The sequence below is a fragment of the Pseudobacter ginsenosidimutans genome, assembly GCF_007970185.1.
Lineage (GTDB): Bacteria > Bacteroidota > Bacteroidia > Chitinophagales > Chitinophagaceae > Pseudobacter > Pseudobacter ginsenosidimutans.
Genome location: NZ_CP042431.1, coordinates 2,841,422 through 2,863,599, shown reverse-complemented (window position 1 = coordinate 2,863,599; position 22,178 = coordinate 2,841,422). Strand labels below are relative to the sequence as shown.

Sequence of the window (22,178 nt, the reverse complement as noted above, 5' to 3'; positions counted from 1 at the left end):
ACAATCATCATTAACATGAACAAGATCATCCCCATCATATTATCATCCGTCTTATTCATCACAAGCTGTGAGAAAAAATTCCTGGAAGTGGATCAGCCCGGCGTGGTTACTGTTAGCGCTACTCCGGATTATGATCAACTCCTGAATGCAGATGACGTGAATGGTTATTTCGGCTGGCCGCTGATCCAGCTGAGCGACAATTTCGAATATCTGCCTACCCGTACCCCCAACGGCATTACAGCAAGATTGTACACCTGGCAGGACCAGCCTTATGTGAATGAAGATCCCACACTCTGGTCCATGCCTTACAAAACTGTTTATTATGCCAATCTCGTGATCAATGAAGTGATGGACTCCAGAGGAGGATCACAACTTGAAAAAGAAAAACTGAAAGCAGAAGGATTGCTGGCAAGGGCTTACGCGCATTTCTGCATTGCCCAGTTATATGCGAAGCCCTATGATCCCGCCACTGCGGCATCAGATCCGGGCATCCCGTATGTTACTTCCGCTGATATGTATGCGAAAACGCCATCCAGGTCTACCGTGAAAGATAGCTATGAAAAAATGATCAAAGACATCCGTGATGCACTGCCCAACCTTTCCGATCTGCATCCCGTTCCTTACCGTGGCAGTAAAGCAGCTGCATACGCGTCACTGGCCAGGATCTACCTGCACATGCAGGACTACGATAACACCATTGAAAATGCAGATGCTGCGCTCGCATTGAAAAGTGATCTGCTTGATATTTCGGCGGCCAACGCTACTGCACCTGACCTGTTGTCCAATCCTGAGAACCTTTATCTCCGAAGCAATTACGAGCTCACCCATGTACTGAGAACAAAGCTCACTGCCAGTGCAGCCGCTTTGTTCAGCACTACAGATAACCGGGAAAGACTACTGGCCTCCAAAACAAGCGGGCTGAGGATCAGGCAAACCAATTTTGGCATCTCCGTTCCTGAAACCATGCTCACCAAGGCAGAAGCCCTGGTGCGCAAACCTTCACCCGATCTCAATTCAGCACTAGGCATCATCAACAGCATCAATGCAAAACGCGACAGGAATCATGTTGACCTCCATTCCACCGATGCAGCTGAAGTGCTCAACTGGGTACTGAATGAAAGAAGAAGGGAGCTGATCGCCAGCCCGATCCGCTGGTTCGACAGTCGAAGACTGGCCAGGGAAGGTAAAACACCTACCGTTATACGAAATCTTGGTACTGATATCTATACACTTACTCCGGACAGCAAAAAATATACTTTACAAATCCCGCAGGCCGTGATCAATTTCAATCCCGACATGCCTTTGAACGAACGATAAAATCTTTAACGCGAATTATGAAAAGAATACTTCTTATTGGCTCGGTGCTTTATTGCAGCAGCCTCCTTGCACAGCCCATCAAACTAAGTGGAACACTGGCATCAGCTGCCGGCAAATCACTGGAGCTAAGCAATCTGAATGAACAAAAATGGACAGTCCAGGCAGACAGCTCCGGAAAATTCAGTCAAAGTTTCAGCGATATTGAAAAAGGATACTACAGTCTCAGTGGCGTTGGTGCCGTATACCTTGCTCCCGGCTTCGACCTGAACATTACGAAAGAGAAAGATAAAATCCTTTTCCGTGGAAAGGGAAACATCGAGAACAATCTTATCGTAACCCTGAACAACAATATCAGACAGTTGAGTGAAGAAGTGAAAGAAGGAAAAATGAACATGGTGTCTTTTCCTGATTTCCAGAAAAAAATGGAAAACTGGAAACAGCAGCAATATCTCCTGATCAGCAAAACAAAAATCAAAGACCCTGCATTCGCTGCTCATCGCAGGGGTGATATCGATTATGCAGCCAGGAATATCGTCCGGGATTATACTTACGTATACGGTGTGGACATGAAAAAACGTGACAATTTTTTTGCACTGATGCAAAAAATGGCCGGCAATTTCGACAGGGCAAAACTCGACTCAGCCAGGAATGAAATGGAGGTAAAGAAACTCACAAGGGCAGAAAGGGATGCAATCGACTCCATCAATCATCTCGGTACCTCTATGAATGATGAGGCGCTTTTCAAAGCATCGGCCATTTACAGGAGGTGGATGGACCAGGAGATAGGGGCTCTGATCTATAAGCCAAAGTACCGGGATGATTTCAACAAGGGCGCTAAGTCCGAAGCCATCCAGAGCAAGGTGGTGGGCAATGAGATCAGTAATGCGTTCATCAGGGAATACTGGCAATATGATATTGCTTCCATTGCATTGAAAATGTCTGAAGACCTTGCTGAAGCAGACAGTATTTATGCTGCTTACAGCGCTATTGCCCGCAACAACAACTATAGCTCCATCGTCAACGGGATCTACGCCAAAATAAAGAAATTCACAAAAGGAGCGCCAGCGCCGGATTTTAATTTCAGGACGGTGTCCGGTGAAAAAATATCGCTCGCCAGCCTGCGTGGCAATATCGTGTACATCGATGTTTGGGCAACCTGGTGCGGCCCCTGCAAAGCAGAGATACCACACCTCAAGAAAGTGGAAGCTAACTACCATGGTAAGCCGATCAGCTTTGTGAGCATTTCAGTGGACGAGCTCAAAGACACGGATAAATGGATCGCATATGTAACCGACAACAATCTCAAAGGCGTGCAACTGATGGCGGACAATGCTTTCAATTCCACCTTCATCCAGGAATTCAATATCGCCGCCATTCCTCGTTTTATCATGATCGATAAAGAAGGAAAGATCATTTCAGCCAATGCCATGCGGCCCTCCAACAAAAAGCTCAGTGAGGAACTGGACAAATACTTAGCGCTGTAACTAAACATCTATAGTGATCCGTTCACCTGTGAAAAAGAATTGCCTCCGGATACCGGGGGCTTTTTTTCGGGGTAAAAGGAATGCTGAAATTCTGACAAATTAAACAATGTCATTTTTTCAAATACCTGGTAAAAAATGACATGAAACCTGCGCTGGCATACAAATTGAAAATCGCCATTTTGAATACAAACGTCAATGATTGTTATTCATCTTTTATGAATTTGTGTTTCATTATTCAAAATCATAAAACTATGGCAAACAATTTCAAGTTCACACCACTTCACGACAGGGTTATTGTGAAACCCGCTCCGGGAGAAGACAAAACAGCCGGAGGCATCATCATCCCAGACACAGCAAAGGAAAAACCTCAGCGCGGCACCGTGGTTGCGGCAGGTCCTGGTAAAAAGGACGAGCCCGTTACGGTCAGGTCCGGCGACACCGTTTTATACGGAAAGTATGCCGGCACAGAGATACAGGTGAACGGGGAGAACCTGTTGATCATGCGTGAGTCAGACATCTTTGCTGTGCTCTAGCAGCCAATATCATAATCCATTTTCTTATTGTTCAATTATAATTTCTTTCCATTTAGTAAAAAGCTTACAACTATGGCAAAGCAACTTTTCTTTGATACAGATGCAAGAACAAAAATGAAAAGAGGTGTAGACATCCTGGCCAATGCAGTGAAGGTAACGCTGGGCCCCAAAGGCAGGAATGTTGTACTGGAGAAAAAATTCGGCGCATCCGCTATTACAAAGGATGGCGTAAGTGTGGCAAAGGAAATAGAGCTCGAAGATCCCATCGAAAACATGGGGGCTCAAATGGTAAAAGAGGTGGCCTCCAAAACCGCTGATATCGCCGGAGATGGAACAACAACAGCCACCGTGCTGGCGCAGGCCATCATACAGGAAGGCTTGAAAAATGTGGCTGCAGGCGCAAATCCTATGGACATCAAAAAAGGTATCGATAAGGCAGTGACCACTATCGTTGCTTCCATCAGGGAACAATCACAACCGGTTGGAATTGATGCCAGGAAGATCACACAGGTAGCCACTATTTCTGCCAACAACGATGAAACCATTGGGAAATTGATTGCAGAAGCCTTCGAAAAAGTTGGAAGGGAAGGCGTGATCACCGTGGAGGAAGCACGCGGTACGGAAACTACAGTGGACGTTGTGAAAGGCATGCAATTCGACAGGGGCTATATCTCCCCCTATTTCGTTACCAATTCAGAAAAAATGCAGACCGTACTGGAAAATCCCTTCGTGCTGCTGTACGATAAAAAGATATCAGTGATGAAGGACCTGATACCCGTACTGGAAAAAATTGCACAGTCAGGTCGCCCTTTACTGATCATTGCAGAAGACCTGGATGGAGAAGCATTGGCAACCCTGGTGGTGAACAAGCTCAGGGGTATCCTGAAAGTAGCTGCAGTGAAGGCTCCCGGCTTCGGAGACAGGAGAAAGGAAATGCTGCAGGACATTGCAGTGCTTACCGATGGAAAACTGATCAGCGAAGAACAGGGTTTCAAACTGGAAAATGCGGACCTCAGTTTCCTCGGTTCCGCAGAATCCGTCACTATCGATAAAGACAATACCACTATCGTTGGTGGAAAAGGGAACAGGGAAGAGATCGATGCCAGGGTAAAACAGATCAGGGCACAAATGGAAAACAATACTTCCGACTACGATAAGGAGAAGCTTCAGGAACGACTGGCAAAACTGGCTGGTGGAGTGGCGGTATTGTACGTAGGCGCGGCTACTGAAGTGGAAATGAAAGAGAAAAAAGACCGCGTGGATGATGCATTGCATGCTACACGCGCAGCAGTGGAAGAAGGCATCGTACCGGGAGGTGGTATCACATATATCCGTTCCATCGATGTGCTGGAGTCCCTCAAAGGCAGCAATGAAGATGAGCAAACAGGTATTGCTATTGTGAAGCGGGCAGTGGAAGAACCACTTCGGCAGATCGTAAGGAACTGCGGGCTGGAGGGCAGTATCGTAGTACAGAAAGTTCGTGAGGGAAAAAATGATTACGGGTTCAATGCCCGTACAGAACAATACGAGCCATTACTGGAAGCAGGTGTGATTGACCCTGCCAAAGTAACCCGTATTGCCATTGAAAATGCAGCTTCCATTGCAGGCATGCTGCTGACCACCGAATGCGTGATCAGCAATAAGCCTAAAAAAGAAGAAGATGCTGTTGCAACACCCGCTATGAGCAGCATGGATTACTAACCATATTCATCACTTTCTTAAAAAGGAGGATATTATGGCAAACATCATTAAAAAAGAAAATGGTCATCAACCGGCAAGTTTCGGAAACGTTGTGGATCAGATCTTTCAAAACAACTTGTCGCGCTTCTTCGATGATTCCTTCTGGGGATTCAATGGATTGAAAGAACAGCGCCAGGTCCCCGTTAATATCCGCGAGTCAGACAACAATTACGAGATCGAGATGGTGATACCCGGCATTCAGAAAGAAAAACTGACTATCGAAGCGGGTAACGACATGATCACGGTATCTTACCAGAACACAGAAGAGAAGAAGGAGAAAAAAGACAATTACATCCAGCAGGAATACCGTCACCAGGCGTTCAGCCGGAACTTCCGGCTGAACGACACAGTGGATGCCGGTAATATCACTGCAAAATACGAAGATGGCATCTTACGGCTTTCCCTGCCGAAAAATGAAAAGTCCAAAAAAGTTTCCAGAACAATCGCCATCCAGTAATTGATCTCGCACGCCAATAAGGGCAGGACTGACCTGCCCTTATTTTTATTTTTCAAACGGTCAGGCACAAACCTAACATGCAATGAACTATCAATTACTACCGGCATCATTTGCCTGGTGATACTGCTTCTCATCTTCCTGTTGAAGAAGCTGAACCAGAAATCATCACTTCATCCATAATTTCTGACCATGGAACAGAATTTCTATATTATGATCCACCTGAAAGTAAAAGGAGAGCTGCAAACGATCGGCAAGTTCTATATCGGCAACAAACAACCGAAAGCTTACGCCCTTTTCAAAAAGCTAAAAGGAAACAGCGCTGCTGATGGAACTGAAGTATTGTTTATGGAACTAACGGAAACACGATCCGAATTACCTGTCAATATCAAAATGATCTCCTGCACGCTGGACGAACTTTCGGGGAACTGCCGCACTATCACCAAAGAGATCTTCAAATGGAACAATATGGACCTGTTGCATTAAAATTGTTTTAATATCGTCCGTATCAACCCTTTAATTCCTCAACAATCCGGAGATCCCGGATACATTAAGAAACTTCTATGAATTCAACCCCTATTTTTGCCCCACAATTGAACTATCGTGAGAACATTGCTAATTGAAGATGAAGCAGCAGTTGCTGTAATGATCAACAAAGGACTGAGTGAATCTGGTTATTCCGTAACCGTGGCTCCTGACGGACATATCGGACTGGATATGGCGTTGAACAATAATTTCGACATCATTATACTGGATATCATGTTGCCGGGCATCAACGGTCTGGAGCTTTGCAAGAAACTTCGCCGCAACGATATCAGCACTCCCATCCTGATGCTGACAGCATTGGATTCCACAGAGAATATCGTGTCTGGTCTCGACAATGGCGCGGATGACTATATGACCAAGCCCTTCAAATTCCCCGAGCTGGAAGCCAGGCTGCGCAATCTCGCCAGGAGGAACAGCAATGCAGTGAAGCCTTCAGACCTGCTGCAGGCCGGAGACCTGGTAGTGAATACCGCTGCCAAATCCGTGCACCGGAACGGGCAGGAGATCACTCTTACAGCTACCGAATACCGCCTGCTCGAATTCATGCTGCGCAATAAAGGAAAAGTACTTTCCCGCATCGAGCTTCTGGAAAACGTATGGAGCATCAATTTCAACATGGGCACCAATGTGGTGGATGTGTATGTGAACTACCTGAGAAAGAAGATCGATAAAAACAGTTCTGTAAAACTGATCCATACTGTTACCGGCATGGGCTATATCATCAAAGGATAGCCGATATGAGGATCCAGATGAAAACCGCACTCCTGTTCACGGCCATCACGGCCGCACTCATTCTCGCCATCAGTATGAGTGTATATTATTTTACCAGCCGTTTCGCTTTCAACGATTTCCTGAAAAGGCTGGAACTGAGAGCAGCGCTATCTTCCCGCATCCTCTTCGAAAAAGACCAGGTCTCCGCAGATGCCCTGAACGAGCTGCGCGATCAGTACCTGGAAGTTCTCCCGCACGAAAAAGAATACGTTTTCAGATACGATAGCATTAACCAGCATCTCCTTCGCCGGCATGACCTGCCACTCAATATGTCGTTTGTAAAAGAAGTGGAAAACAAACAAGGCGGAGTGGTGTTCGAGCATGTGAAGGGTGTGTATTATGCGGGACTTCTGTACAATAATACCAAAGATGGTCGTTACCTGATCATCAAATCCGCCGTGAACAAGCATGGGGAAGATATGCTCAGGAATCTGCTGCGCACCAAGGCCATCGCTTTTATCTTTTCAGTGGTAGTGGTATTCTCCATCAGTCTTTTTTTCTCGCGAAAAACACTGGAGCCTGTACGGAAGATCATCAGCCAGGTTAACAATATCAGCGCTCACAATATGCACCTGCGCCTGGAGGAAAAAGAGGACCAGCAGGGCAAGGATGAGATCGGGGAACTTGCCGGCACTTTCAACAAGATGCTCGATCGTTTACAAACCTCCGTTGAAACCCAGAACAATTTTGTGAGCAATGCTTCGCATGAGTTGCGCACGCCGCTCACCGCCATCATCGGAGAAGCCGATATCGCGCTCTCCAAAGCAAGGTCGCAGGATGAATACCGCAATTCACTCATGATCATTTCCCGCGAAGCAGGAAGACTGCACAAACTCACCAGCAGCCTGCTCAACCTGGCCAAATCAGGATTCGATGGAAAAAAGCAGAACTGGGAATTGCTGAGAATGGATGAGCTCGCCTTTACTGTGAAAGAATCCATCGATGAGATCGATCCGCAAAATCAGCTGCAACTGGATTTTACAGCTTTGCCGGCGGATGAAGACAGGATCTCTGTGCTGGGCAACCTCAACCTGCTCAAACTGGCGCTCACCAATGTAGCCATGAATGCCTGCAAATACTCCAATAACAGGATCGTAAGATTAAGCGTTGAATCCTCCGGTAAGAAAGTGCTGGTGGTGATCACCGATGAAGGCATCGGTATCCCCGCGGATGAGCTGAAACATATTTATGAGCCGTTTTTCAGGGCCTCCAATACGAATAGCTATGAAGGTTATGGCGTGGGCCTTCCGCTGACACAGGCCATCTTACGCCTTCACACCGGCAATATCGATGTACACTCGGAAGAGAACAGGGGCACTATCGTAACATTGACCCTGCCAATGGCTGCACATTCCGACCACGTTGTGTAAGCCCTGCTGGCAGTGGATTCCGGCAGAATACGCGTTGCTCTTAGCTTTATCTAATATCTCTTATCATATTCTAATCGAATTCTTACAGGTCCTTTAAGTGTGTCTTAAATACCCTTAATCACTGCAGCTCATCTTTGCATTCATAACCGATTAATGAATTCAAAGTATACAAAATGAGAAATGTATTGATTCCCACAGATTACTCACTGGCATCGCTGGAACTGGTGGAAAAAACCGTTCAGAGCCTGCAACACCAGAACCTGAATATTATTCTTTTCCATGCTTTCGAGATCCCTTTCCATGCCAGCGATATTGTAGGCAATAATGGAAAACTGCCTTACAGGGACATCGTTACTGATGCATTCCGCAATGGATGCAAGCGACTGAAAGAGCAGCATCCCAAAGCCATTCAGAGCATTTTACTCCGGCATCTTTATGGCAATACATCCGCCGTATTCCATAATTTCTGTGATGCCAATGAGATCGATCTCATTGTTATTCCGGATCATTTCGTATTCAATCCTGTACATCCGCAGAGCGTAAATCCTGCTCCCTTGTTCAAAAAAGCAGGTGTCCCGTTATTGAAAACATTCGCGCCGGCAAAGAAGCTGCAGGCAGTTCCTGCCAGCACTTCGCCAGAGAGGAATGCAGTTATTGAAAACGAATACAACGTAACAGAAACAGAAGTCTATGCTATTAAAAAACAATATTCCGCTGCGGTACATCTTCGGGAAGATACGCAATGAGCTGGTCTTCATGTTGATTTACACAACAGCCATTGCAATTTTTCATGAGTATGTGCATTTCACGCCTATCAGCATCCCGCTTGCTGTACCGGCGATACTTGGAACAGTGATATCCCTCCTGCTTGGCTTCCGGAGCAACCAGGCATATGATCGCTGGTGGGAGGCAAGACATATCTGGGGCGCCATCGTAAATGATTCACGGACGCTCGCAAGACAGGTACTCACTTATACGGATGTATTGTATCCGGGAGATGAAGTACAAAGATTCCGTGAAAGAATGATCAGAAGACAGATCGCCTGGTGTTACAGTCTCGGACAAACGCTGCGGCAGAAGCCGCCTGCAGCAGGCCTCGAGCCATATCTCAACGTGAAAGAGCTGCAGTTCCTTTCACACTACGATCATGTGCCCGGAGCCCTGCTGGAAATGCATGGCCGCAACCTTCGCGAAGCTCAGGAAGAAGGTTGGATCAACCGCTACCAGCAGGTGGAGATCGATCGCACACTTACACGCCTGTGCGATTCAATGGGTAAATGTGAAAGGATCAAGAACACAGTGTTTCCCAGTACATACAGTTTGTACATTCACTTTTCTTTGCTGCTGTTCATCTGTTTATTACCATTCAGTTTGATCGAGTATTTCGGATTTTTTGAGATACCGTTAGTGATGGCTGTATCGGCATGTTTCTTACTGATTGAAAAGATGGCGATCCATTTACAGGATCCATTTGAGAACAAGCCAACAGATACGCCGATGACCACCATTGCGAGGAATATCGAAAAGAATCTCAGACAAATGTTGCGCGACCAGGAATTGCCGCAGACTCATGCAGAAGAAGGAGGTAAGAAACAGAAGGTGTATTATATCATGTAGGACTTTCTTTCCCTGAATAGCAGAAGCCGGGTTGCTTGCAGCAGGTCCCGGCTTTCTGTTTTATCTGGCAACTACGATCAATCTTTCTTCAGTACCGAAACTCTGTTCTTGCTACGCACGATCATTTTCAGTGTTCTTCTTTTCAATGAAATACTGATCTTTTCATCATGCTCATCTAACTGAAGCCGGTAGGCTGACAGAATATCCCTGAAGGAAATTGATCCTGCGATTTTTCCATTAAGAGAGTCTGCCACCGGCAATATTTCCAGGTTATGTTTTGCCATCATTTCAATGGCTTTGGTCAGATTATCATCGGGACTGATAGCAGCTTCCGGATCAGCAGGTATGTAATTCTCGTTCTTTAGAAAAACCTGTTTAACGGTTGTATTATCGAGGATATCAGGTGCAATACTGGCGGCAAGCAAAGGCAATAGTACCTACGGGCAGGCAAACAAAGATGAACCACCAGCATATCACATATCTGAATGGGATCGATGGCTTGTATTTCTACAAGGGAACATTGATTGCCATTCAGGATTCCGGCAACCAGGACGACAGGATCGTACAATTCAATTATGATGTAAAAAAGGGGTTGATCACAAAAGCGAAAACGCTACAATCATTCAGGAAGGATTTCAATACGTCCACAACAGGAACGATCATCGATAATGAATTTCACTACATCGCCAATGCACAGTTGAGAAGTTTACAACCCGATGGCAGTTTAACAAATCCGGAGAAGCTGCTGAAACCGGTGATATTGAAATTGAAGCTGGATTGAAAAAGGCTCCGGAATACCGGAACCTTTTCAAGGAAGAATTGCAGATCATAATTTCTACATGGGGAACAACTCGCCCAGTTTTTTACCAAGTTCTTCCCCCGCAGGTTCTTGCCAATGATCTTTCCATTGGGATCGATGAGGTAGTTGGCAGGGATGGCTTCGATGCCGTACAATTCAGCAGCCTTGCTTTTGAAGCCTTTCAATTCAGACACCTGGGTCCAGGGCAATTTGTCCTGGTTCACTGCATGCAGCCAGGCCCTTCTACCGTTTTCATCATCGAGGGAAACGCCGAGGATAGTAAAGTTTTTGTCTTTGAATTTATTGTAAGCTGCCAGCATTACAGGGTTTTCAGCGCGGCAGGGTTTGCACCAGGATGCCCAGAAATCAACCAGTACATACTTCCCACGAAAATCCGACAGCTTCACAGGTTTTCCTGTTGTATCGTTTTGCACAAAATCCATGGCCATCACTCCTATGTTCGTTTTCATACCTGTTTCGATGATGGAAGCCAGTTGTTTGCCCAGAGCGGATTCACGCTGGCTTGCAGGTAAACGTGCAAAGCGCACAGCTGCGGTATCTGGGTTGAAATCATAGGCCAGCTCCACCTGTTTGAAGGTTAACAAGGTAATATAGGAATTAGGATGAGCAGCCATGAACACACGGTTCACACTATCATAGCTGATCTGTGTGACGCGCATAATATCACCAGCTGCTTTCCGCCATGAGCTATCGTTGCGCTGTTCAGGTGTCATTTTATTGTACACAGCCACCAAAGAATCAGCAGACCTTTTGTAAGGCCTTTGCATGGTGCGAAGCTTCTTATCATCCTCATTGGTTTGAGAACCTTTGACTTCAGCGCGAAAAATGGAATCCTTTGTAGTGATGGAAATGTTTGAATTCTCGATATAGAAAGCCAGGTAATCCGTATAAGAATATTTAGGTTTGGGCAGATCATCGTGTTTAACGGTCATTTCTGCCTGGGCCGGAGAATTCAGCTTACCCGTGAAGGTGAATTTACCTTTCCGGATCACAGTGGAATCAACCACTTTCTTTCCTTCGCTGCTATAACTGAGATAGGCCATTGCGGGAGGGTCGAGTTTACCAATCGTTCCGCGGATCGTAAAACCTTTTTGCGCCAACAGGCTCAAAGGCAGGCAGCACGCGGCTGCCAAAATGCTCTTTTTTATCATTTGCACTTTGTTATGTTCTTGAATAAATAAACTTTCACGTTAAGGCACCAGCGAAATACCGCTGATGAAAATGGCATCGTATGCCGAAATATACTTCACGGAGGCAAGCGAAGTAAAGCGCAGGTACCTGGCTGTTATTTCACCCGTTTCCAGTGTTTGCATATTGCTGGTGATAGCGCCGGCAAAAATCCCGTTGCTAGTCCAGCTGGCACCATCCATACTCGTCTCTATCTGAATGGAAGTAGGATAACCACCCTGTGTTGGATAATTCAAAGCCGTTGGGATATAATAGTTCACGGCAGTGAAAGTTATGGTTCTGTTGAAGTTGATCGCGATCCACTGAGGCATGGATTCGGTGATATTGCTGGCCCAGTAAGTAGAGAGATTATTATTATCCAGGATATTGGCAGCAGCCAATGTTGCATACACGGAAGACACACCTGCGATGGTCCAGCTATCCTTATTGATGAACAATGGTTTTCCAGTTTTGAACACGAGATACACTACACGTTCGGTGGCAACGCCTTCCACTTTTCCATCCACAGATTGAATTACCACTGGTACAACATAGGTGGTATATTCTTTCAGTTTCGTTTGCAGTCCGAAATTGATCTGTGCAATTTCAGAAAGGGTTTCGCCTGCGGATATGCGAACTGTTGGCTTATAGAATAAATAAGAGGTGGTTGGCATCAATGAACCCTCGCCGAACCTTGACCGGTAGTCTGTGATCTTTGTGCTGTCCACTGCAAAGTTTACCCAGTGATCAGATCCGGAACCTGTGTTAGCCAGCATTGCTCTCAACTCTACCACTATGGCAGAATCCTTCAATATCGAAAGAGGCATTTCTATGGTATCCTTCCCGGCAGCCTGTTGGAAGATCACAGAGCCTTCAGGCAAGTGAGCGGGCGAATTGTTTTTGCTGCAGGCTGTAAGCCAAACTACAAAAGTGAAAATAAGGAATATATGAATGTTACGCATTGTTGTCGGTTTGTGTTAAGGGTTCTGTTTCATGCCCGGGTTATAAGTCAATACCTGTACGGGTATCTGCAGCGTATACCTGTCGCTGTGCGGCTCCAGCGTAGCAATGATATTGCCCTGCGCATCGTACCTGTGCACTGTTCCTATCCTGTTCTCCTTGTCAAGGCGGCGCATATCCAGCCAGCGCAGGCCGGTGAAGGGAAGCTCATGGCTTCTTTCTGTCAACACTTCGTCCAGTATTTCTGCCTGGTTGTTCGATTGAAAGGGAACATAGCTGGCAGCTGCAAACCTGTTCTTTCGGACTTCATCCAGTTGTTGCAGCGCGGTGGTCAGGTCATTGCTTCGTGCGGCACATTCAGCAATGATCAGTTTCATTTCCTGTACTGAAGTGCCTGTATTGGCATAAGTAAATGAAGGAGTAACGTATGCAGGGAAGAATTGCGTGGCGCCTCTTTGTGTAAAGGTGTAGCCATCCAGGCTGTAATATAGTTTTCTTACACGAAGATCATTGCCGGCAAAAGAACGCATAAAGTCCAGCGAAGGTATGCTGCTGCCTATCACCATTCTTCCATAGATCACATCAGGGTGAACACTGATCAGATTGGATGCAGGGATCGTTCCATTGAAATCTATCATTGCAGCTTTGGTATGCTCTAGCGCCAGCTCTGCATTCTTCAGGGCATCCGTATAATTCCTGGCATAAAAATACACTCTCGCCAAAATGCTGTATGCGCTTGCCTTTGAGCCCCTGAAGCGATTGGCGCTGTTATCGGCAGACAGATCGGGAATGGCCGCATTCAGGTCATCGATGATATGCTTGTGTATTTCCGCAACGGAGCTTCTTGCAGGTACTATTTGTGTAACATCGTTGGAGGTCACGAAAGGTACTGCAAGGTCCTGGCTGGCTGTGGTGGAATCATAAGGCTTTCCATATTCATTCACCAGGTGAAAATACTCCAGCGCTCTTCCCAGTAAGGCTTCCGCCTTCAGTCCTTTCTTTTGAACAAGCGTTCCACCGATAGCATCATCTATTCCAACCAGTACTGTGTTGAAATGATTGATCCTTGAATAATGCTCTCCCCAAAATGCAGGAGATGCATTCAGATCAGTGGAAAATTGCGAAGCCCAGGTATAGATCAGCTCATGCGCCTGAACGGGAGGAAGGGCGATATTTACCATATCTACATTATCAGCCAAAAAATTCGACAGGTTGTTTACCGGCGAAAGACCGAATACAACCGATTCATCATTCAACCACAGATCATAATCTGCGGTAGTGCTGAGCAGTCTTTTCCCTTTCGGCGTTATATCCAGATATTTATCACATCCGGCAAAAACCAGACAAAACAACAATAACTGGATCGATATATATTTATAGTGTTTCACTTGTTTGCAGTTTTAGAAGTTGGTAAAAATGGCAAGCGTGTAGGTTGGCGTCAGGAACGGCTTTTCATAACTGCGCGTAGCCATGCTGTAGTTATAATCGTTCAGGCCAACCGTGAAAATATTCGATGCCTGTGCTTTTACTTCAAAATGAGTGAAGCCTGCTTTTTTCACGAATCTGAGATTGTCGAAACTATAGGAGACAGTAAGATCAGCCAGCGTGATATAATCTCCGTTCACCACGTATTTGTCTGCGTAATTGTATGCGTTGTTGGAGTTGAAACTGCTGTAGGCAGCCAGTCCCATCACATCCGTTCTGTTTTCATCGCCTTTCACTTTCCAGTAATCGCCTGCGCCTTCCAACGGTCTTAATGCTGAAGGGTTGGGCCTGGGCACTCTTACTTTGAATCCTCCGTAGTAGTTGATCATGCAGAAGATATACATGTTGCCGATATCGATCCGGTTGCTCAAGCCTGCATTGATGGTTGGAATGGAAGGTCCCATATAGTAGGAGACACCGGCAGTGTCGCTATTCATGGCGATCGTTGCAGGTGATTGTGGCCTGCTGTCATTTGTATGATAGAGTTTTCCGCTATTACTTCTGATCAGCGAATAACCGGCAGTATCCAGTCCGGCATACCGGTAAGCAAACATTGCACCAACCGGGTAGCCTTTCACGTATCCTACCGAGTTAAGGGTTTGTGGTCCGAAATTCGTTTTCTGGTAAACATCCAGCACCATGCTGGTATTGCGTGCCACTACGATTCCAGTATTCCAGTTGAAATTTTTAGTATGGATCCAATCCGCATTCAGCCCAAACTCGATACCATTATTCTTGATGGTGGCCCTGTTGATCAGAGAAGGGCTGGTACCGATTGTGGGATCGATCTGAGCATCGGCGAGCAGATCGATACTTTTCTTCCTGTAATAATCGATAGAGCCCCTGATCTTATTCGAGAACTCATAATCCACGCCAACGTTGAAGCTGTTTGTTTGCTCCCATCGCAGGCTGCTGTTGGCATAAGAATACAACTTAAGGGAAGGGCTGGAGGGCGAAGTATATGGATTCATGGCAGCCTCGGCTATCACCTGGGGCAGCGACATCTTAGCCACGTTCCCGTTGAAGCCATATGCCGTGCGCAGACGGAGCATTTTCACCCAATCCACATCCTTCATAAAATCCTCTCTGTCTATATTCCAGATCGCTCCCAGCGACCATAGCGGTTTGTACTTATATTTCGGATTGGTGCCGAAAAGATTGGACTGGTCTATCCGGATACTTCCGGATAAGCTATAGATATTCCTGAACGAATAAACCAGGTTGGAATATCCTGAAATAAATCTGTCCTCCGTGTACTGCTGATTGTACAAACTACTATATTGTCTTTCCCAGGGTGAGCCCAGTTGAAATATCCCCCTGATAGCCCCGGTATTGATGGAATACAGGTCAACTGGTTGATGCTGCAGGGTTTCATCGTTATAACCGAAATAAGAACCCAGATTACTTTTGTTGATGAGGTTCCTCAGTTCCGCTCCTGCTATTCCATTGAAGGTATGCTGACCAAACTTTTTATTATAGTTCAATTGAGCCCTTGCAGTGTAGCTGGATGTTGTAGCAGATTGCTCACGCAGGAATCCGCCCTTGGGAACATTGTATTTGAGCGTGCCATCTACATCGCGTGTTACATAACTGTTCACATAATCCCTTGCCACGGAAGACAATTCCGTAGCGAAATATCGGGCGTCCGAACGTGAGGTTTCATAAATCCCTCCAAACATCAGATCGAAACCGCCTCCAATGGCATAATTGAAATTGGCTATGAATTTATTATTGACGGTATGGTTCTTATTACTGATCTCGTTCACGTCTACCAATGGATAATACAGATTATCGGCCAATCCCTGAGACAGCATCACATTGTTCAGGTAAGGTGAAATACTTCGTCCCCAGATGAAGGAAGGATTGCCATTCACATCCTGGAAATGTTCAAAAGGCGCAATTTCCGAGATGCCAGGCACAGGCGATGCATTGACGTTATCCTCCTGGTAATCCGTGGTCAATTCAAGGGATAGCTTTCTGGAGAACTTCAATGTGCTTCTCGCAGAGAGCAGTAACCTGTCATTCGCATTCCTGATCTGTGAGAGCTTATTGCCTGTATAGTTTGCAGTAATATAATAGAGTGCATTGGCGCTACCTCCGGATACATTGAAGTTGTAGGTTTGCGTGAATGCCGGACGGAGGAATAATCTTTTATAATCATCAGTGTTATCGTAATTCTCCATTTCGGCGAAAGAGCCCGCAGCCTGTTCAGGTGTAATGATTTTTGCTGCCTGCTGCGCCAAAATGTAAAATGCTTTCGAACGTCTTACGGATCCGGTGTTTGGAGCAGACATCTGTGCCCATGAGTTTGCATTGACGCTGGTTGCCAGTGTTGTTTTCTGGTAGTTGGTAACGATAGATGATGCATCATCCGCCCATCGGTAGCGACCATAATTCTCTTCCGGCGTGATGGCCCCTGTTGCGCGAAAAGCGAAGCGGGGCTTACCTTGTGCGGCCTGCTTCCTTTCAATCACGATCACACCGTTGGAGGCTCTTACTCCATATACCGTAGCAGCCGCTGCGTCTTTCAGTATGGTAACAGATTTGATTTCGTTGGGATCGATCATGTTCAGCGTGAGCTCCGTTGGATAGCCATCCACCACTATCAAGGGGTTCTGGTTGGCAGACATGGTGGAAATACCACGGATATTGAACAGAGGTCTGGAAGAAGAGCCTCCGTCACTGACAAAGTTCACATCATTGTTGATCATAAGTCCGGGCAATCTGTTCACCAGTCCATCCAGGAAATTGGTACTGACCCTCGACTCAAATTCTTTCGTGCTGATCCTGGAAATGGCGCCGGTACTATGTTCCGGGCGGATGCGCTGATAGCCTGTATTCACTTCTACAACAATCTCATGCAGATCGGCCACATCGCGCTGCATTACTATGGAGAGTGTGCCACGATTGATGGCCTCACTGTTCACCGTGATCCTTCGTGTTTCAAAACCAACAAAAGAAACAAGCAATACATCACCTGCCTGGAGGGTGAGATTCACAAATCCCTTCGCGTCTGTCATCCCTGAGCTCTTATTGCTTTGTACCACAACGGTGGCACCGGAAAGCGGCAAACCAGCGGAATCTGTGATCTGGATCTTTACCGGAGGCGGATAAAGCACCAGTTCTCCAGCTGGCTTTTCCGAAGGCGGGAGAAGATGTGCGCCATCAATTGGAGACGGGTAGATATTGATCGTTTTGCTGTTGATCGAATATTTCAATTGCTGGTTGCGGAAAACAATATCCAGGAATTCTGTGAGCGGCATATTATTCGCTTTCACTGTTACTGGTTTTGCATTGGCCAGTGCATCTTCCTTGTAAAGAAAAAAATAACCCGTTTGTTTTTTCACAACAGCGATCACCTCTTCCAACGAAACATTCTTCCCGGTGAAAGTGACTTGCTGAGACAAACCTTTGGCCGCAACATTGAGGAAGGCGGCAGTAAGAAGAAATACAGTTAGCTTCATTACTAACAGGGTTTTGGTAATTCCCCTCTTCAGCCTGGAAGCCGGAGGGAAGCTGGCATTCTGAGGGCATGCCAACGACGAACAAAATTTCATAACTTTGTTTGGTTTGGGTGATGTAATAAGCAGTCCTATCAGGCTTCTTTTTTACTGTTACCCTGAACATCCTTCCGGAAGTGGTCTCAAGCACTTCCGGTTTTTGTTTGGGTAGTGGGTATAGGGTTTTACATAAGGTTATTTTTTTTCTGCGATGATCAGTTTTCTTCCTTCCAGTTGGGTCTGTAATCCATATTGCTCTAAGATCCGTATCAGGTCATCCAATCGAACGCCCCGGTCCATTTCTCCTTTTAGTTTAAGATCCGGAATTGCTCCTTTGTATTCCACATCGATATCGTACCATCTTTCAATGTCTTTCATGATAGACTGAAGACTTCTTCCTGTAAAATCAAGTATGCCATTCTTCCAGGCCAGTACGTGGGCAATATCAAGACTGGCGATTTTTCCATCCATGAAAGTTTGCCCGGGCCTGAGTATGGCGGGATCCATTTTTTTATTTTCCGATGAAACTTTTATGCTCCCACTGATCAATGTTGATCTTATGCCAACATCATCCCTGTAAGCATTGATATTGAAACTGGTGCCCAGTACTTCTACCAGGGATTCACCATCGATATCAACCAGAAAGGGTTTGCTTTGATTACGCGCCACCTCAAAATAGGCTTCACCTGTGATCTTTACCTTTCGTTCTTTTCCGATAAAGGCTACAGGAAAAGTGATGGAGCTGGCAGCGTTCAGCCAAACCCTCGATCCATCGGGCAGTGTAAGCTGATACAGCCCACCTTTAGGCGTCCTCATCGTGTTCAGCATTTCAGTTTGAGACTTACCTGCAAGGTCATACGCAATTTGTCCGTTTGCCAGTTTCACCACACGGGCATTGCCCTGTTTGGCGAGTGTTCCGTTACTGGCGCTGTCGAGTACGATCTCCGTGCCATCGGCAAGGGTCAGTACAGCGCGATCGCCACCAGGTTGAATGTTGTTGTTAGGGTTATTGTCAGATAAGTTCCTGGGATCTGTGGCCGGTTGCTTATCAACTGCCAGGTAATAAACGAAAGCCACACCCAGGAGCAGCGCCACAGCAGCTGCATACCGGAGCCATTTACGCGGGAAGCTTTGCATTCTGCGGACCGGAGTGCCTGATTCCGCTGGTTTAGCTGCTTTGGCTATTACTGTATTGGCCAGGTTGATCTTTTGTTCATCAGTGAACAGCCCTTCCTCTTCTTTTGCTTTCTGCCAGGCATCTTTCATCAAAGGGGCCAGTCCATTTTCCGGACCAGCATTTTCCAGCAAGGCCATAAACTCCTGTCTTTCCGGCTCGGAAGCAGTTTTGGCCAGCCATCGTTCGTATAAATAAATCAGCCTTTCTTGCATTGGAACGGCGCAGTTTATTATACGGACAACCAAACAAAAAGATCGGGGGTAAAGGGGAGGAAATTTTTTTGAAAATTATTTTACCCAAAGCAAGAGTAACAGCGCGCTCATGCGGTCCATCAAATATTTCCCGATGAATTGATGGGCATGCTGGAGATAGGTCTTCACCGTTTCTTTGGAGATAGTCATTTCCTGCGCCACTTGTTGATACGTAAGTCTCTCTCTCCTGCTCAATATCCAGGCTTTTTTCTGCTGGGGCGGGAGTTTTTCGATGGCCTCCTCGATAATGGATAGTTGCAGTTCACGCTTCAGGTGATTTTCTTCGGGCTCGGGAACCTGCTCCCATTGCTGGTATTCCTGATGGCGCTGGTAATCGCGCATCATTTTTTTGACGGCATTCAATGCCTGGTTGCGGGACACTACATACAGGTATGTCCTGAAATTACGCACTTCGCGGAGTGATTCGCGGGTCAGCCATATCTGGAAGAACACGTCCTGCACCAGCTCTTCCGAAGCCTCTTTGGATTCGATATGTTTATAGATATAAGTATACAGCAGGCCTGAATAGCGCATCACCAGTTCGCGAAACGCCGATTCATCGCCATTGGCTACCAGAGTCAGTAACTCTTCATGCTCATATGATTGTTCTTCTGTCAATTAATTAACAGCCAGCAATTTAAACTTTACAAATCCTGAATAACAATAAAGGTAAGGTGAACTCAAAGGAAGGTAAAAAGGAATTTAAAGATATGGCACGGCTTTTATACATTTATAGTATTATGATGATCCTCTAAAATTTCCTCATGAAATATTTCAAACCAGTCATTATTCTTTTTGCCGCATGCATCAGCCTTTCCTGTGATAAGGACCGTGACAAATCTTCCCGTATTCTCGTTTTCTCGAAAACGGCCGGGTTCCGGCACAGTTCCATTCCCCAGGGGAAAACGGCGATCCTGGAATTAGGCAGGGCGAACGGATTCAAAACAGACACAACAGAGAACGCATCTCTTTTCACCATTGAGAATCTGAAAAAATATGCAGCTGTAGTATTTCTGAACACAACCGGTGATGTTTTGGATGCACAACAACAAAAGGATTTTGAGGAATATATTCGCGGAGGCGGCGGCTATGCAGGTGTACATGCTGCTTCCGATACGGAGTACGACTGGCCCTGGTATGGAAAACTGGTGGGTGCTTATTTCGCCAGCCATCCTGAGCAGCAGGAAGCAAAACTGCGGGTAATCAACCATGAACATCTTTCCACCAAACATCTTCCTGCTGAATGGAAAAGGAAGGATGAGTGGTACAACTTCAAAAGCATCGATCCGGCAACATCGGTACTGATCACCATCGATGAACAATCCTATACCGGCGGCACCAACGGGGAACCGCACCCCATGAGCTGGTTCCATGCCTATGACGGAGGCCGTGCCTGGTATACCGCACTTGGCCATACCGGGGCATCCTATGCAGAGCCTGAGTTTTTGAAGCATCTGTTGGGCGGCATTCAATATGCGATGGGGAAAACAGGAAACTAATTATTATCCTTTCCCGATTTACCGTAAAACTTTTTTTCTGGCAACGGGTTTGCTGTTGACATAGGGCTGTCATATCCTGATACGATTTTTGTTTCATCAAACATTGATACCATGAAACAGATCATTCTTTTTTTGTCGATCGCAGTTACAACAATTTCCGTAAACGCTCAATCTAAAAAGAAGGACCATATGTATACAGTAAAACCTTTCACCATCAACGTGCAGCAAACAGTCCTTGACGATCTTCAACACCGTCTCCGGAATACCCGCTGGCCAGATGCACCCGCCAATATCGGCTGGCAATACGGTACTGATCCTGTATTCCTTCAAAGCCTTGTGGCCTATTGGCAAAATGGTTACGACTGGCGCAAACAGGAAGCCGCTCTCAACAAGTTCCCACAATTCACGGTGGAGATAGATAGTGTTACCATTCATTTCCTTCATATCAAAAGCAAAAGCTCCAATGCAAAACCATTGCTGTTGTTGCACGGCTGGCCTGATTGTTTTTACCGTTATATCAAAGTGATCCCGTTATTGACAGACTATGACCTGGTGATCCCTTCTATCCCCGGATTCGGTTTTTCAGGTCATGTGGCAAAAACCGATGATGGCTCCGCAAAGATCTTCGCCACTTTGATGAAGGACGTACTCGGCTATGATACTTTCTTTTCTGCCGGTGGTGATATAGGACAGGGCATCACCAAATCTCTCGCCAATCTATACCCGGAAAATGTACCTGCCATTCATTTATCAGATGTAGGATATCCCAATGGTTCCGAGGATTGGAGCAAGATGTCGAAAGCTGAACAGGAGTTCGGACAAATCATTCAACAATGGTGGTTTAAAGAAGGAGCCTACTCGCTGCTGCATGCCACTAAACCACAAACGCAGGCTTATGGACTGAATGATTCTCCGGCAGGGCTGGCAGCCTGGATCATTGAAAAGTTCAACAGCTGGCGTACACAGGAAGATGGTATCGAAAACCATTTTACAAAAGATGAACTGCTTACGAATATTATGATCTATTGGGTAACGCAAACCATTAATTCTTCCATGCGCAGTTATGCAGTAGACAATGCGCAGGAGCTCGCATCTGCCAGGAAAGTGAATACGCCTACGGGTGTTGCGATCTTCCCCGGTGATGCTCCTACGCCAAAGGAATGGGCTGAAAGAAGGGTGAATGTAAAACGTTTTAGCAAGATGGAGAAAGGCGGTCATTTTGCCGCGCTGGAAACACCGGAGTTGTGGGCGAAAGAAGTGGATACGTTTTTTAAGGAGCAGCTGACTAAATAAAGGAAAAGCAATTCAGCGATTCAAAAACACCTTCTATTTATTGCATAGTTATTGCGTAGTTTAATGCGCAAACATACTTCCGAATCATTGCATCATAAGCAGTAATTTGAGATACAGCAGATTAGTGAAAAGTTTGTCGAATTATTTATAGTAATTCGACAACTTTTTTCATTTTTATATTCTGTTGAATCACA

The 22,178-nt window shown here is 46.0% G+C and carries 20 protein-coding genes; 13 read left to right on the top strand and 7 right to left on the bottom strand.

The genetic code is table 11. The features are described from left to right. Window positions 1-15 precede the first annotated feature (15 nt). The 10 genes from FSB84_RS11680 (at window position 16) to FSB84_RS11635 (ending at window position 9,832) form a co-directional block, all read left to right on the top strand. A complete protein-coding gene (locus FSB84_RS11680) occupies window positions 16-1,317 on the top strand; it encodes a RagB/SusD family nutrient uptake outer membrane protein (protein WP_130541391.1) in 1,302 nt (433 codons plus the stop codon). A gap of 17 nt (window positions 1,318-1,334) precedes the next feature. Then, window positions 1,335-2,801, top strand: a complete 1,467-nt coding sequence (locus FSB84_RS11675; protein WP_207234259.1) for a TlpA family protein disulfide reductase — start codon at window positions 1,335-1,337, stop codon at window positions 2,799-2,801. Window positions 2,802-3,052: 251 nt separating this feature from the next. Beyond that, the gene (locus tag FSB84_RS11670; RefSeq protein ID WP_127131260.1) at window positions 3,053-3,334 is read left to right on the top strand and encodes a co-chaperone GroES; all 282 of its coding nucleotides are present in this window, start codon (window positions 3,053-3,055) and stop codon (window positions 3,332-3,334) included. A gap of 72 nt (window positions 3,335-3,406) precedes the next feature. Continuing rightward, window positions 3,407-5,035: a chaperonin GroEL gene (groL, locus tag FSB84_RS11665; protein ID WP_130541392.1), complete on the top strand. Its 1,629-nt coding sequence runs from the start codon at window positions 3,407-3,409 to the stop codon at window positions 5,033-5,035. Window positions 5,036-5,069: 34 nt separating this feature from the next. After that, window positions 5,070-5,531, top strand: coding sequence for an Hsp20/alpha crystallin family protein (locus FSB84_RS11660; RefSeq protein ID WP_130541393.1), 462 nt, complete (start codon window positions 5,070-5,072; stop codon window positions 5,529-5,531). 189 nt (window positions 5,532-5,720) lie between these two features. Then, window positions 5,721-6,014 (top strand): hypothetical protein, encoded by a 294-nt coding sequence (locus tag FSB84_RS11655; RefSeq protein WP_130541394.1) that lies wholly within the window; start codon window positions 5,721-5,723, stop codon window positions 6,012-6,014. Window positions 6,015-6,131: 117 nt separating this feature from the next. After that, a complete protein-coding gene (locus FSB84_RS11650; protein WP_130541395.1) occupies window positions 6,132-6,806 on the top strand; it encodes a response regulator transcription factor in 675 nt (224 codons plus the stop codon). A 17-nt stretch (window positions 6,807-6,823) separates the two neighbouring features. Next, the gene (locus FSB84_RS11645; RefSeq protein WP_158643859.1) at window positions 6,824-8,215 is read left to right on the top strand and encodes a HAMP domain-containing sensor histidine kinase; all 1,392 of its coding nucleotides are present in this window, start codon (window positions 6,824-6,826) and stop codon (window positions 8,213-8,215) included. 173 nt (window positions 8,216-8,388) lie between these two features. After that, a complete protein-coding gene (locus FSB84_RS11640) occupies window positions 8,389-8,961 on the top strand; it encodes a universal stress protein (RefSeq protein WP_130541397.1) in 573 nt (190 codons plus the stop codon). Next, window positions 8,906-9,832, top strand: a complete 927-nt coding sequence (locus FSB84_RS11635) for a bestrophin family protein (RefSeq protein ID WP_130541398.1) — start codon at window positions 8,906-8,908, stop codon at window positions 9,830-9,832. Before FSB84_RS11640 ends, FSB84_RS11635 begins: the two co-directional genes overlap by 56 nt. Window positions 9,833-9,909: 77 nt before the next feature. Here the strand turns inward: FSB84_RS11635 and FSB84_RS11630 are convergent, their stop codons facing one another. Beyond that, window positions 9,910-10,257 carry a CBS domain-containing protein gene (locus tag FSB84_RS11630; RefSeq protein WP_158643858.1) on the bottom strand — a complete coding sequence of 116 codons (348 nt, stop codon included), beginning with the start codon at window positions 10,255-10,257 and terminating at the stop codon, window positions 9,910-9,912. A 32-nt stretch (window positions 10,258-10,289) separates the two neighbouring features. On the opposite strand from FSB84_RS11630, the gene FSB84_RS11625 reads away from it, so the two are divergent. Next, window positions 10,290-10,613, top strand: coding sequence for a hypothetical protein (locus FSB84_RS11625; protein ID WP_130541400.1), 324 nt, complete (start codon window positions 10,290-10,292; stop codon window positions 10,611-10,613). Here FSB84_RS11625 and FSB84_RS11620 read toward each other — a convergent pair. From FSB84_RS11620 to FSB84_RS11595, 6 genes are all read right to left on the bottom strand, one after another. Then, window positions 10,511-11,785 carry a TlpA disulfide reductase family protein gene (locus FSB84_RS11620; protein WP_225980053.1) on the bottom strand — a complete coding sequence of 425 codons (1,275 nt, stop codon included), beginning with the start codon at window positions 11,783-11,785 and terminating at the stop codon, window positions 10,511-10,513. The genes FSB84_RS11625 and FSB84_RS11620 overlap by 103 nt on opposite strands. A gap of 57 nt (window positions 11,786-11,842) precedes the next feature. Further along, window positions 11,843-12,781 (bottom strand): discoidin domain-containing protein, encoded by a 939-nt coding sequence (locus FSB84_RS11615; protein WP_130541402.1) that lies wholly within the window; start codon window positions 12,779-12,781, stop codon window positions 11,843-11,845. Between the two features lie 15 nt (window positions 12,782-12,796). Further along, window positions 12,797-14,167, bottom strand: coding sequence for a RagB/SusD family nutrient uptake outer membrane protein (locus tag FSB84_RS11610; RefSeq protein WP_130541403.1), 1,371 nt, complete (start codon window positions 14,165-14,167; stop codon window positions 12,797-12,799). 12 nt (window positions 14,168-14,179) lie between these two features. Further along, the gene (locus tag FSB84_RS11605) at window positions 14,180-17,728 is read right to left on the bottom strand and encodes a SusC/RagA family TonB-linked outer membrane protein (protein ID WP_225980052.1); all 3,549 of its coding nucleotides are present in this window, start codon (window positions 17,726-17,728) and stop codon (window positions 14,180-14,182) included. A 231-nt stretch (window positions 17,729-17,959) separates the two neighbouring features. After that, entirely contained in the window at window positions 17,960-19,153 is a 1,194-nt protein-coding gene (locus FSB84_RS11600; RefSeq protein ID WP_130541404.1) for a FecR family protein, read from the bottom strand. Window positions 19,154-19,228: 75 nt separating this feature from the next. Continuing rightward, entirely contained in the window at window positions 19,229-19,810 is a 582-nt protein-coding gene (locus FSB84_RS11595; RefSeq protein WP_130541405.1) for an RNA polymerase sigma factor, read from the bottom strand. Window positions 19,811-19,956: 146 nt separating this feature from the next. On the opposite strand from FSB84_RS11595, the gene FSB84_RS11590 reads away from it, so the two are divergent. Together FSB84_RS11590 and FSB84_RS11585 are read left to right on the top strand one after the other, a co-directional pair. Beyond that, the gene (locus FSB84_RS11590; protein ID WP_130541406.1) at window positions 19,957-20,691 is read left to right on the top strand and encodes a ThuA domain-containing protein; all 735 of its coding nucleotides are present in this window, start codon (window positions 19,957-19,959) and stop codon (window positions 20,689-20,691) included. A 111-nt stretch (window positions 20,692-20,802) separates the two neighbouring features. Beyond that, a complete protein-coding gene (locus FSB84_RS11585) occupies window positions 20,803-21,984 on the top strand; it encodes an epoxide hydrolase family protein (RefSeq protein WP_225980051.1) in 1,182 nt (393 codons plus the stop codon). Window positions 21,985-22,178 lie beyond the last annotated feature (194 nt).